Annotated in this window: 13 protein-coding genes and 1 tRNA gene; 7 read left to right on the plus strand and 7 right to left on the minus strand. The window is 43.2% G+C overall.

The window, feature by feature from the left end; all coding sequences use genetic code 11:
- Nucleotides 1–140 precede the first annotated feature (140 nt).
- Complete coding sequence (locus BR63_RS05355; RefSeq protein ID WP_034419679.1) at nucleotides 141–407, plus strand: DUF2619 domain-containing protein; 267 nt, start codon at nucleotides 141–143, stop codon at nucleotides 405–407.
- A 35-nt stretch (nucleotides 408–442) separates the two neighbouring features.
- On the plus strand, nucleotides 443–1318 hold the full coding sequence (locus BR63_RS05360; RefSeq protein WP_034419677.1) for a radical SAM protein: 876 nt from the start codon (nucleotides 443–445) through the stop codon (nucleotides 1316–1318).
- Between the two features lie 115 nt (nucleotides 1319–1433).
- Here the strand turns inward: BR63_RS05360 and BR63_RS05365 are convergent, their stop codons facing one another.
- A complete protein-coding gene (locus tag BR63_RS05365) occupies nucleotides 1434–1835 on the minus strand; it encodes a hypothetical protein (RefSeq protein WP_034419675.1) in 402 nt (133 codons plus the stop codon).
- A gap of 12 nt (nucleotides 1836–1847) precedes the next feature.
- On the minus strand, nucleotides 1848–2279 hold the full coding sequence (locus tag BR63_RS05370) for a hypothetical protein (RefSeq protein ID WP_034419673.1): 432 nt from the start codon (nucleotides 2277–2279) through the stop codon (nucleotides 1848–1850).
- A 148-nt stretch (nucleotides 2280–2427) separates the two neighbouring features.
- Here BR63_RS05370 and BR63_RS05375 point away from each other — a divergent pair.
- A tRNA-Trp gene (locus BR63_RS05375) sits at nucleotides 2428–2503 on the plus strand.
- A 173-nt stretch (nucleotides 2504–2676) separates the two neighbouring features.
- Here the strand turns inward: BR63_RS05375 and fusA are convergent.
- A complete protein-coding gene (gene fusA, locus BR63_RS05380) occupies nucleotides 2677–4716 on the minus strand; it encodes an elongation factor G (RefSeq protein WP_034419671.1) in 2040 nt (679 codons plus the stop codon).
- 427 nt (nucleotides 4717–5143) lie between these two features.
- On the opposite strand from fusA, the gene BR63_RS05385 reads away from it, so the two are divergent.
- A complete protein-coding gene (locus tag BR63_RS05385) occupies nucleotides 5144–6670 on the plus strand; it encodes a putative polysaccharide biosynthesis protein (protein WP_051965356.1) in 1527 nt (508 codons plus the stop codon).
- A gap of 8 nt (nucleotides 6671–6678) precedes the next feature.
- Here BR63_RS05385 and surE read toward each other — a convergent pair whose 3' ends face one another.
- Both surE and BR63_RS05395 read right to left on the minus strand, forming a co-directional pair.
- On the minus strand, nucleotides 6679–7455 hold the full coding sequence (surE, locus tag BR63_RS05390) for a 5'/3'-nucleotidase SurE (protein WP_034419667.1): 777 nt from the start codon (nucleotides 7453–7455) through the stop codon (nucleotides 6679–6681).
- 36 nt (nucleotides 7456–7491) lie between these two features.
- Complete coding sequence (locus BR63_RS05395; RefSeq protein WP_153801983.1) at nucleotides 7492–7668, minus strand: YpmA family protein; 177 nt, start codon at nucleotides 7666–7668, stop codon at nucleotides 7492–7494.
- Between the two features lie 303 nt (nucleotides 7669–7971).
- Here BR63_RS05395 and BR63_RS05400 point away from each other — a divergent pair, with 303 nt between their 5' ends.
- Complete coding sequence (locus BR63_RS05400) at nucleotides 7972–9231, plus strand: IS110 family RNA-guided transposase (protein WP_187142874.1); 1260 nt, start codon at nucleotides 7972–7974, stop codon at nucleotides 9229–9231.
- 114 nt (nucleotides 9232–9345) lie between these two features.
- Here the strand turns inward: BR63_RS05400 and folE are convergent, their stop codons facing one another.
- Nucleotides 9346–9906 carry a GTP cyclohydrolase I FolE gene (gene folE, locus BR63_RS05405; protein ID WP_034426089.1) on the minus strand — a complete coding sequence of 187 codons (561 nt, stop codon included), beginning with the start codon at nucleotides 9904–9906 and terminating at the stop codon, nucleotides 9346–9348.
- A 51-nt stretch (nucleotides 9907–9957) separates the two neighbouring features.
- Entirely contained in the window at nucleotides 9958–11088 is a 1131-nt protein-coding gene (locus tag BR63_RS05410) for a tetratricopeptide repeat protein (RefSeq protein WP_034426086.1), read from the minus strand.
- A gap of 161 nt (nucleotides 11089–11249) precedes the next feature.
- Here BR63_RS05410 and BR63_RS05415 point away from each other — a divergent pair, with 161 nt between their 5' ends.
- Together BR63_RS05415 and BR63_RS05420 are read left to right on the plus strand one after the other, a co-directional pair.
- Complete coding sequence (locus BR63_RS05415; RefSeq protein ID WP_034426084.1) at nucleotides 11250–11645, plus strand: TIGR04086 family membrane protein; 396 nt, start codon at nucleotides 11250–11252, stop codon at nucleotides 11643–11645.
- Nucleotides 11646–11925: 280 nt separating this feature from the next.
- Nucleotides 11926–12228 carry a hypothetical protein gene (locus tag BR63_RS05420; protein WP_187142841.1) on the plus strand — a complete coding sequence of 101 codons (303 nt, stop codon included), beginning with the start codon at nucleotides 11926–11928 and terminating at the stop codon, nucleotides 12226–12228.
- Nucleotides 12229–12351 lie beyond the last annotated feature (123 nt).

Here is a 12351-nt window from a genome sequence, read left to right on the forward strand (position 1 = left end):
TCGACACCACTTGCTATTTTGCCTTTATGTAAATGATTCCAACTAAGTTATTAAAAATTTTCGATTTTCTTTACGTAATAAGATATAATTATTAATAAATTAGTAAATCAATAAAATTTTATGCAAAAGGTGGAGTTCACATGGGTGAAGATATTACAATAAAATTGATGTTTGCTTTACGTATCCTTATTGCCGTCATTTCTACCGGTGCCGCTCTTTTAATGCTAAAATTCAACACCATTCCTGATGCCTTAAGAATCAATGCTTTCGTCGGTCTTGTAAACCCTATAATCTTTTTAAGTATCAGTCTCCTGGGAATTGCCAATATGGCTTCCCAAATATCACTTCCTAAACTCATGGCTTTAATCATTGGTGTCTTCCTGGTTTTATGGGGAACCATGAAATAACTCTTTTACGGAGATAGAACGGGAGGTAGCTTTTCTTGAATTATGATTACCCGCTGTACCGGCCGCCCAGTGAAGCCTACAGTTTAATTTTACAGGTCACTATTGGCTGTTCCCATAACGCTTGTACTTTTTGTACAATGTACAAACAAAAAAGATTCCGGCAGAAAGACTGGCCGGAAATCAGTGAACTGATTAACACCGCATCTCAAGAATACCCCCGTACCAAAAGAATCTTTTTGGCCGATGGCAATGCCCTGGCTCTGCCTACGGAAACCCTTGTCAAGACCCTTAAGCTATTATATGAAAACTTCCCTTCGCTAGAGCGGGTTAGTATCTACGGGGGACCGAAAGACATTCTTAGCAAAACCTCTGCCGAACTGGAAACCCTTTATCAAGAAGGGTTAGGCCTTGTCTACTTAGGGATTGAAAGCGGCAGTGAAAAAATTTTAAAACTCGTCAATAAAGGCGTTTCTCCACTGGAAATGATTGAGGCAGGCCAGAAGGTTAAAAAAAGCGGACTTCAATTATCAGCCACCATTATTTCGGGACTGGGGGGTAAAGAACTGTGGGAAGAACATGCCCTGGAAACGGCACGGGTAGCTTCAGAAATTAATCCCCATTACCTTGCTTCTTTAACCTTGCTGTTGGAAGAAGGGGCTCCCCTTTTACGGAAAATCAAAGAAGGCAGGTTTATCTTCTTGACTCCCTGGGAAACCTTAAGGGAATTATACTTATTAATGCAGCATGTTAACCTGGATAAATGCATTTACCGCGCTAATCATGTTTCTAATTATTTTAGCCTGGCCGGGGTACTTAACCAGGAAAGAAACCTTATCCTGCAAAAGCTGGAATATTATCTGAGCCGTGCCGATATCAAGGCTTTGCCTGTAGACTATAACCGGATGCTATAGTATCTTCCCCTTAAAAAAGCAAGAGGAGCAACGCTCCTCTTATTTTATGTTAAATTTATGTTAATTAGTTGAGGTGCCTGGCACCTCAACTAATTAACATTCCCCCGTACAAAATTTATTTAGACTGACCTTTTTTAAGATATAAACCTAATCCTGCCACCAGTATGATGATGCCACCCACAAAAGCAATATAAACACCAGGAAAAGCCAGTTGAATACTGGTAGCCAAATTGAATCCACCAATATGATAACGGACGGGCATAGTAAAAAAACTTAAGGCGGCAGTAAGAGGTACGATTATACCGATTGCTAAAAGAGAATGCCTTTCTCTTTCTTTGGCCAGGTAAAGATTATATAAAGTAACAAGACCTAAAAATAAGGTGACGGCACCAAACCAGTCTTCTACGCCGTTGATTATGTTTAAGCCCTTTTTACCCCAGGCTGATGCAGACCCGTAAATAACCATTCCGGCCCCCAAAGTTTCCAGGAAATACGACCACCAGAATTTATTGCTCATTGCTTTCCCCCCTTAATCCTGTAAAATATTATCATTGATAAAAATGCGTAAGAGACCAATAATCATAAATCCTAAAGATGTTAAACCTCCCCAGGTATAAAGATTTGCATAGAGCGGTAAATAAGCGAGGCTAACATTCTCCGTGCCAATTTTTAATAAAACCTGTCCCAGCCGAAGGTACTCATCCCTGAATAAATCGATACATACCCAAAGGGTAATAGCCCAGGTCAAAATATCAACCACCCGCAATTTTTTAGAAAAAATATTGAGAATACGGTCATACCATTTCCATAGTCTAATACTAAGACTAAAAGATATGACTAGTACAATACTAAAGATAAACCAGATAAGTACAGGCGATACCTTATAGAGTACTGGGGGCACTATCAGTATTTTCAGGAGATAGAAACCAGTGAACATGAGAGCTAAACTAAGTAAAATCATCCATCTGCCTCCTATAATGCTTAAACCATATACTTGTCTACCATTTACTCAGCTTGATTTTGGTTCATTTCATTATGCCATCAATTGTTAATAATGTTTTATTGACATCATAGCCTGTTTCACCTATAATATTAAACGTAACACGCGCAGGGGTATAGCTCAATTGGTAGAGTAGCGGACTCCAAATCCGTTGGTTGTGGGTTCAAGTCCTACTGCCCCTGCCAAAACTTTAAATACAACACCTGTACAGGGTGTTTTTTTTATACCCAGCCGTGGGGATGTGAAGCTCGGAAATAATTATATCATAGTATTTTAGGCAAATCATTGTCTCCCTCGTGTTAAGATATCCAAAAGAAAAAGGGAGTGTTGCACTCCCTTTTTTTGGTGCCTGCCTGACTTAACTGGTTTTCTCCTGGTTTCTCATGGCCTCTTCAATAATTTCTTTGGCAATTTGCTGCGGTACATCTTCATAATGGGAGAACTCCATCTTGAAATGACCACGCCCCTGGGTAATGGATTTTAAATCAATAGCGTAACGATACATTTCGGAAAGGGGAACCTGGGCTTTTACTACCTGCCATTTTCCTTTTGGTTCCATACCCATGATGCGTCCTCTCTTACCGTTCAAATCACTGATAATATCTCCCATGAACTGTTCAGGTACATAGACTTCCACGTTCATAATAGGTTCCATTAAAACAGGTCTCGCCTTCTCTACACCCTTTTTAAAAGCCATATTGGCGGCAATCTTGAAGGACATTTCAGAAGAGTCAACTTCATGATAAGAACCGTCATAGAGAGTTACCTTGATATTGGTCACGGGATATCCGGCCAGGATTCCTTCTACCATAGCTTCCCGCACGCCTTTTTCTACAGCTGGATGGTAGTTCTTAGGCACAGCACCGCCAAAAATGGTTTCGGCAAACTCAAATTCTTTATCAGGAAGGGGTTCAAAACGGAGCTTAACGTGTCCGTACTGTCCATGTCCGCCCGACTGCTTCTTGTGTTTGTATTCATATTCAGCAGTGCCGCGGATGGTTTCACGATAAGGTACACGCGGCGTAGAAAGATTTACTTCTACCCCGAATTTTCGTTGCAGTCTTTCCATGATAATATCCAGGTGCTGCTCACCCATACCGGTGAGAATTGTTTGTTTCGTTTCCGTATTCTTCTCCAGTCTTAAGGTGGGATCTTCCTCTAATAACCTGTAGAGTGCATTACCTACTTTATCTTCATCATTACGGGATTTTGCTTCTACAGCTACAGAGTAGGTGGGAGCAGGGAAGTTAACACCCGGGAGAATTGGAGTTTTGTCTTTTATACCCAGTGTATCACCGGTTACAGTGACAGCCAGCTTGGCAATAGCTACAATATCCCCGGGATATGCTTCCGTCACTGTATCCTGGTTTTTACCCCGCATGACCATTAATGAACCAAAGCGTTCCTCTTTTTCCTTATTGACATTGTAAACCGTACTATCACCTTTCAAGATACCGCTGACAACTTTCACAAAACTGAGTTTACCAACAAAGGGGTCGGCCAGGGTCTTAAAAACAATAGCAGCCAGAGGTTCTTTGGTTAAGTCTTTTCCCTCTGCATGATCCACAGGAGAGGGCAGCAGTTCCAAAACAGCGTCCATGAGAGGTTGAATACCGATATTTTTCAAGGCAGAACCACAAAAGACGGGAACTACTTTAGCATTCATAACACCGGCCTTCAAACCAGTGTAAATCTCTTCATCGGTAAGGGGCTCTCCCTCCAAATATTTCATGAGAAGCTCGTCATCGCCTTCAGCCGCGGCTTCCATTAAAGCCTCTCTGTATTTCTCCACCTCGGTTTTCAGGTTATCGGGAATGGGCTCTTCTTTTACTTTATTTCCGTCAAATTTGTAGGCTTTTTGTTTAAGAATATCGACAACGCCGGCAAAACTGTCTTCCGCACCGATAGGCAGCATAATAGGCACCACATGGTTACCGAAACGCTGCTGCATATCGTCTAACACCCGGTAAAAGTTGGAATTTTCCCGGTCCAGTTTATTGATAAAGGCCAGACGAGGTATTTTAGCCTCTTCAGCGGCATCCCAGTGTACTTCGGTTTGGACTTCCACGCCGGAAGCACCACACACCACCATGATAATACTATCAATAGCCCTCATTGCACTTTTGACTTCACCTATAAAATCAGCATAACCCGGTGTATCCAGAATATTGATCTTTGTGTCCTTCCATTCTACAGGAGCAAGGGTTGTACTAACAGTAACTTTACGTTTGATTTCCTCGGGAAGATAATCCGTAACCGTATTTCCGTCATCAACTTTACCTAAACGAGTGGTGTGACCGGCATTAAACAGTATGGCCTCGGTTAAAGAGGTTTTACCCGCACCTCCATGAGCTAATATGCCCACATTTCTGAGTTTCTTACTGTCATAGGTTCGCAATATGAGCCCCTCCTTTGGAAGAATTTTTTATTACGTTCGTCTGTAGGCAATAAGGACAAACGTGGTTTATTTAACTAATAATATTAATCACAAGTTTAAAAAATCCTTCTTTTTGTTAATCATAAAATTACACCAAATTTCCGGCAATTTTACCAAATGGAAGGTTATGGCTCTGTTTGCTTATATTATTTCCCCTTTTTTTCTTTTAATATATTTTTTGTATTTTTCTCAACAGGTTACTATGGGTTATCTATAAGGTGCAGGGGCATCTCTTCCCCGCTCCATTGAAAAATTTATGATTAAAACTGAGAATGCTGCATGTGGCAGTCTTTTTTTATGCTTTTACATGGCTCTCCCGGAAATAGTGATGATATTTTTCTCCGTAATGACATAGTTATTTTTAAGTGTAAAACGTTGGAGGATTATTATGGCTAAACATTCTTTTCTGAAGGGAGCTTTTATCCTGGTTATGGCCAACGGCCTGGTGAAAATAATAGGGTTCATTTATCAAATCATTATTGTCAGAATCATCGGCACCGAGGGGGTGGGAGTTTTTAACATGGTTTTCCCTCTTTATATTACAGCCATGGTCATCACCAACGCAGGAATCCCCCTGGCCGTATCCAAGAGCGTTGCTGAAACAAATAACGAGAAAGAATCCCAAAAAATATTAGGAATGGCTCTGACCCTCCTCATCCTCTTATCTACCGGCGGGTCATTTCTTTTAATCCTTTTCTCACCTTTTATCATTAGTAAATTATACGCCGATCCCCGGGTCATCCCCTGCTTTCTGGTACTTATCTCCTCTCTCCTTCTGGTGGCAGTATCTTCAGGTTTCCGGGGCTATTTCCAGGGTACCCAGGATATGAGACCAACGGCCTTGACGCAGCTTGTGGAACAGGTAGTTCGGTTTATAACGGGGTTGTCCCTGGTAATTATATTAGTTCCCTATGGTTTAACCTGGGCGGCGGTTGGTTTGGCCGGCGGCATTTTTCTCAGTGAAATCGCAGGCTTAGTCTACATTTGGCACAGGTACAGGCGAAATGTGGACGTTAGTCGGCTCATTGTCTGGCCTTCCTTGAAAGTCTTGCACAAATTATTTTCTTTCGGGATACCAGTTACCATCACCAGGCTGGTAATAACGCTTTGTATGGCCGTAGAGGCCAGTTTGATTCCACAGCAGTTAATGAAATCAGGCTTTTCTCTTTCCCGGGCCACCTCATTTTACGGTGAATTAACAGGAATTGTGTTTACCCTCATCTCCATCCCTTCTATTTTAACCTTCTCCCTGGCCACCACCTTAGTACCAGCCATTGCTGAAGCCCAAAGCCGAAAACAGGCAAACTTTTTGAGCCAGCGTACAGCAGACGCTATCGGGATCACCCTGCTGGCAGGGGTCCCCAGTATACTGGTTTTATTTTTTTGGGGTCCTGCCCTCTCCGCTTTGTTATTTAATGTAACACAGGCCGGCGTATTGCTGAAAATTATGTCTTGCGGCTGTATCTTCTTATATTTGTCACAAACCATGTCAGGTATGTTACAAGGATTGGGTTACGTAAAAATTATTTTTCTCACCACTTTATTAGGGGGGCTCATCCGTATCTCCGGAATTTATTATTTCGGTGCCCAACCGGACATGGCAGAAACGGCAATTGCCCTCAGTTATATCTTAAGCTACGTTATTACCTGTTTTATTAATCTATGTGTTGTTAAAAACAAAACCAAATTTACGCTTAATCACACTCTGTACGTGAGGCTTTTTTTGAGCAGCATGATTCTAATCTTTTTATTATTCACCTTTGCACCCATGATTGAGCAGAATCTCATGGTCTTATTAACTCTGTCATTCCTTTTTACCGGTATTTTTTACCTGGTGATGTTCTTGACCGGTGATAAATATATCCGTCTGATTATAGAACAGGTGAAACAAAATATAATAAAAAAGCCTGTCTAATCAGGCTTTTAGGGTTTTACCGCTTCAATTCCCCACTCTTTTACTTTATTGATAATTCGATAATTGGTCAAATCAAAATGGATGGGTGTTACTGAGACAAAATTGTATTCCACAGCCACCAAATCAATTTCCGGGTCTTCTTCCCGCGAAGGAATGATGTCGCCAGCCAGCCAGTAATAGGGCCGCCCCCTGGGGTCAGTACGTTTATCAAAGACATTTTCATATTCACGAATCCCCAGTTTGGTAACTTTGTAACCTTTGAGCCGCTCTCTGGGCACCGGGGGTACATTAATGTTCAGAAGGGTATCCGGCGGCAAAGTCTCCTTGTTGGCATACAGTTGTTCTGCCACAAATAAAGCTACCTCTGCGGAAAGTTTGTAATCATCTGCTTCATATGAAGCCAGGGAAACAGCTATCGAAGGTATACCTAAAAGTACACCTTCAATGGCTGCAGAGACTGTCCCTGAATACAAAACATCGGTCCCTAGGTTAGGGCCATTATTAATTCCGGAAATGACCAGGCTGCATTCCTTAGAGACCAGTTCTTTAAGACCAAGTTTTACACAATCTGCCGGTGTGCCGGTTACGGCCCAAGCTTGCCCTATACCGGGTAAGTGAAATTCTTTGATTCGCAGGGGCTGGTGAATAGTAATGCCATGTCCGGTGGCACTCTTTTCTTCCGCCGGTGCTACTACAATGACTTCTCCCAGTTTTGTCATTGTTTTGGCCAGTTCTAAAAGGCCCGGCGCCATAATACCATCGTCATTGGTCACTAAAATCTGCATATCTTCCTCCTGTTTTGCCGGATGAGTCCACTTAGGTTAGAACTCGTAAATATTAATGTACAGCCTTTTCTTTTCTTTATCCTTTTTAAGACCTAGCATAACTCTTTTTTCTTTTAGATTTTTATTAAGAAAATCGATAACTTTATACATTTCTTCGTATTCTGCAAAACTTTTGGTGGCCACAAGTTCTAACTTTTCTTCAGTTATTTCCATAAAAACCTCCATCTCGCGCCGCCGGTGCGGGCGACACAAATAGTAATGAAAACAGGTGCACACCCACCCTGATTACAGTACAATCTGTCTGAGGAGAAGGCACACTACAAAGCACGGTGAGGCGAGTTGCAGACTGCCTCTTGGCTTAAATCAGTATAAAAACCAGTGTAAGGATCGCCTTACAAGCACAAATAAGTGGTGCCATGAGGCCGCACGCTAATCATTGTTTTAACTCAGCGTTAAATGTGCGGCGATCCAGTCACTGTCTTCTCCCTCACAATTTCATTGCAAGGAGGGAGAATTCTGAGAATCGTTTATCCCATCTGTTGTGGCGTCGATGTACACAAGACATTTCTCGTCGCTACGCTCATCACAACGCAGGGTATCGTTCCGAGTTACAAAAAAAAGCGTTTTTCTACCTTTAACAAATCCATTCTGGCGTTTAAGCAGTGGCTGATTGACAACAACTGCTTTGACGTTTGCATGGAGAGCACCGGGAAGTATTATGTTCCCATATACAATTTGCTGGAGGACAGCATCCGGGTTACCGTCGCCAACCCCAAGTGGGTTGCTGCTGTTAAGGGCAACAAGGATGATGTCAAGGATTCCAAGTGGATCGGCGATCTTTTTCGCCTCGGTCTGGTTCCCGGTAGCTTTATCCCGTCCAAGAACATCCGCATTTTGCGGGAGTATACGCGATACCGCTTCAAGCTCGTTTCCTGTAAATCCAGCGAAAAGAACCGCTTTCAGAACGCTTTCACCGTTTGCAATGTCGCCCTTGATGCTGTCGTTTCCGACATGTTTGGCAAATCTGCCTCTTCCATCACGGACTACCTTGTAAACTCGGATTCTTTCGATCCAAAACATTGCGTTTCCTTGCTGCAACGCTCCTTGAAGAAGAAAGCCGACGAGGTCATCGAATCTATTGAGGGTTTTCAAATGTCTGCGGAACAGAAGACACGCATCCGTTTCGTCCGCAAACACTTGGATTTCGTGGAGCAGCTCATTGCCGACCTCGACCAAACCATCGCCCGGTTGGCTGCACCCTTGGAAAGCGCCATTGCCCTACTGTGTACCATTCCCGGAGTTGACCGTAACATAGCCATTACGATCCTCTCCGAAATTGGTACGGATATGTCTCAGTTCTCATCCTCGAAACGCTTATGCTGCTGGGGGGGACTAACGCCCGGCAACAATCAATCCGCAGGCAAAAAGAAGTCCGTTCGCATTACGAGGGCCGGGGTTTATCTCAAGCCCACGCTCGTGCAAGCAGCCCATGCCGCTGTAAAATCGAATTCTTCCGCTTACTACCGTATCAAATATGAGCGGATATCCAAGCGCCGAGGGAAGAAACGAGCCATAATCGCCATTGCCAGAATGATACTTACAGCCACTTATCATATGCTCCAATCAGGTGAAGTCTTCAATCCTTGTGACCTCTACCATGTTGATATGCCGGTGGAGCTTCGCAATAAGCAAAAGGAGAAAGCTTTGAGGCAAGCTGCTAAACTCTTGGTTGCCCATGGTATCGTAAACCCCGAACATATCACGCTGCCTGCTTAATCTTTCTGCGCTCTGCTTCCGTTAGGGCTTGTTTGCTATACCCTTTTTTAAGCTCAGGGGTCTTCGACGCTTGTCGAGAATGTTTTCACGCTATCCTCCTTGAAGTTTTCAAATTTATTTCCCCCTGATAAGTGAAAGAGCCTCGGCCCTGGTGGCATTATTGCTGCGGAATAATCCTCTTACCGCCGAAGTGATGGTTTTACTGCCAGGCTTCTTGACCCCACGCACAGTCATACACATGTGTTCCGCTTCAATAACCACGATAACGCCCAGCGGGTTTAGAACCTTCATGATGGAGTCAGCTATTTGTGTGGTTAAGCGTTCCTGAAGCTGGGGTCTCCGGGCATATCCCTCCACAACACGGGCCAACTTCGACAGGCCCGTTATTTTACCTTTGCGCGGTATATAGGCTACATGGGCTTTACCGAAGAATGGTAAGAGATGATGTTCACAAAAAGAGTAAAGGGGGATATCTTTGATCAGGACCATTTCTTCATGTTCTTCCGTAAAGCATACTTCCAAATGCATACCGGGGTCTTCTTTCATTCCCGAGAATATCTCCTCACACATCTTCGCTACCCGTAAAGGGGTTCCCCGCAAACCTTCCCTTTCCGGATCCTCGCCAATAGCCTCGAGAATCATCCTGACCGCTTTTTGGATTTTTGCCTCGTCCATTTACTAACCTCTTTCTAAAGATCTTCCATCTTATTCTATCACAATCAAAGATTATTCTAAACCTAACGCTTTATTATAATAATCCACGGCCAGGGATTTGGCCTCTAGGCCTTCATAAATTTGCGCTATAGTTGTCCAGGCAATTTTTTGCCAGCCCTTCATCTTGCCCAGATGTTCCAAGATATCAATGGCTTCCAGATACTTTTCCTGTTTTTTGAGGCAGCAAGCTAAATTGTAGATAACATAAGGATTGCCGGGTGATAAAGCAAGACTTCGCCAATAATTGTGCTCGGCTTCCTCCAGGAGCTGGAGGTTTTCGTAGGTCCAGGCCAGGTTATTTAAAATATCCGTATCCTGGGGGTTAGACAGCAGCAAATCCTTAAGTATTTCCAATGCTCTGGTGGATTCTCCATTTTTAGCATAAATACTGGCCATGTTAAGTTTTGTTTCCGGGTCATCAGGATCAACTTCCAGGGCTTTCCGGTAATACTGCAGGCTTTCTTCCCATTTTTCTACACATCCGTAGCAAAAGGCCATGCTTTTACAGATCTCTTTGTCATGATGCTGGTCCATATTTTCATATATTTGTAAAGCCTCTGGATACTTCTGCTGCCTAATATAAGTCAGGCCTAAATTATGTGAAATGGTCTGGTCACGTGGCTTTAAGGCCAGGGCTTGTCCCAAATAATGTCCTGCTTTGTCTGTATCACCCAGATAAAAAAAACATAAACCCGCTGCATTTAACACTTCAGTATCTTTGGGGCTGGTTTTCAAATATTCCCGGAACAACTCCAGGGCTTCTTCATAAATTTCTTTTTTCATTAAGATATGTCCTTTAGCGGCCAGGGCAGTACCATAATTGCCAAGGACTGCCTCGTCATACAGGACTTCGGCCTCTGCTGTATTACCTAAATTTTCCTGGGCAGTACCGAGCCAGTATAGATATTGGGCCTTACGCCGGCTAATTTGTACTGCCTTTTGGAAGGACTGGGCGGCTTCCTCCCACCTCTCTAGCTGGGATAATAAAAGACCCAAGTGCCACCAGTCCCTGTCTGAAGCATGTGCAGTTTGCGTTATTTTTTGCAAATAATCTATGGCCACCTGGTACCTACCTAACAGTCGGTAAAAAAAGGACATATTCCTTAAACGGAATACAGCAAATTTTTCCTTTAAACTCAACACTAACCTAACCCCCCACAAAAATAAATTTTAATTATTATTTTCTACGCTCAACTTACATTTCCTTCCATATTTGTTTTATTTTGTACCTCATTGTTAATTAATTCATATTTACAGGTATCCAGCATAAGGATATGTTAAAAAGATCGCTGGGGGTGAGGCAATTGAGAGAAAATTATCATACTGGCGAGGGTTTACAGTTCCGTTCAGTTATCAAAGGTATCATGTGGTCTCTTATCATAACAATTTTATTAGGTTTAATTGTTAGCCTAATTCTTCAATTTACATCGCTGTCTGAAAACCTTTTATCCAGTTTTTCCACTTTTATCTTCTTTGTCAGCATGTTTCTGGGGGCCACTATTGGTGCCCGGGCAGCAGGTTCTAAGGGTTTAATCCATGGCCTGGCCATAAGCTTCACCTATTTCGTACTGCTCATAATCATTGGACTTGTCTGGAACCCGGCTGGTTTTTCTCTTTATGTCTTAGGGAAGAAGTTTGCCTTTTCTTTTGCAGCGGGTGCCTTAGGGGGAATCATTGGTATCGGCCTTGCTTCCCGCTAGGCTAAGGCAGGATGAAGGTTAAAAGACCTAAAAACCCACCCACACCAATTAAAATAAGGGCAACCCTCATGGTTAATAGACTGTGGTTCTTTAACATATCCGCTACCTCCTTAAAATGCTCGTAGTAGCTTTTTATATGCGGGAAACAATCTTTTGGTGAATACTATTAATTAAGGAAAGGGGACACACCTGCCGGAGCTTGGGTTACCTATGGGGACAGGAATGTCCCCATCGGTATTGGACACACCTGCCGGAGCTTGGGTTACCTATGGGGACAGGAATGTCCCCATCGGTATTGGACACACCTGCCGGAGCTTGGGTTACCTATGGGGACAGGAATGTCCCCATCGGTATTGGACACACCTGCCGGAGCTTGGGTTACCTATGGGGACAGGAATGTCCCCATCGGTATTGGACACACCTGCCGGAGCTTGGGTTATCTATGGGGACAGGAATGTCCCCATCGGTATTGGACACACCTGCCGGAGCTTGGGTTACCTATGGGGACAGGAATGTCCCCATCGGTATTGGACACACCTGCCGGAGCTTGGGTTATCTATGGGGACAGGAATGTCCCCAGTAATAAATAAACAGGGGTGATCTCCAGTCACCCCTGTTTATTTAATGACCTTTTTTAAGATGTTTTTTAAAAAGTTAGGCAGCGGAATAAAATATAAAGCTTTAATGTCTTTCATGAACTGTCACC

The sequence above is a fragment of the Thermanaerosceptrum fracticalcis genome (assembly GCF_000746025.2).
GTDB lineage: Bacteria > Bacillota > Peptococcia > DRI-13 > DRI-13 > Thermanaerosceptrum > Thermanaerosceptrum fracticalcis.

What these genes read in the sequence shown, in the direction of transcription:
- BR63_RS05355 (WP_034419679.1), top strand. Translation starts at nt 141, where the DNA reads ATGGGTGAAGATATTACAATAAAATTGATGTTTGCTTTACGTATCCTT.
- BR63_RS05365 (WP_034419675.1), bottom strand. Translation starts at nt 1,835, where the DNA reads ATGAGCAATAAATTCTGGTGGTCGTATTTCCTGGAAACTTTGGGGGCC.
- BR63_RS05370 (WP_034419673.1), bottom strand. Translation starts at nt 2,279, where the DNA reads ATGATTTTACTTAGTTTAGCTCTCATGTTCACTGGTTTCTATCTCCTG.
- BR63_RS05385 (WP_051965356.1), top strand. Translation starts at nt 5,144, where the DNA reads ATGGCTAAACATTCTTTTCTGAAGGGAGCTTTTATCCTGGTTATGGCC.
- surE (WP_034419667.1), bottom strand. Translation starts at nt 7,455, where the DNA reads ATGCAGATTTTAGTGACCAATGACGATGGTATTATGGCGCCGGGCCTT.
- BR63_RS05395 (WP_153801983.1), bottom strand. Translation starts at nt 7,668, where the DNA reads ATGGAAATAACTGAAGAAAAGTTAGAACTTGTGGCCACCAAAAGTTTT.
- folE (WP_034426089.1), bottom strand. Translation starts at nt 9,906, where the DNA reads ATGGACGAGGCAAAAATCCAAAAAGCGGTCAGGATGATTCTCGAGGCT.
- BR63_RS05420 (WP_187142841.1), top strand. Translation starts at nt 11,926, where the DNA reads ATGTCCCCATCGGTATTGGACACACCTGCCGGAGCTTGGGTTACCTAT.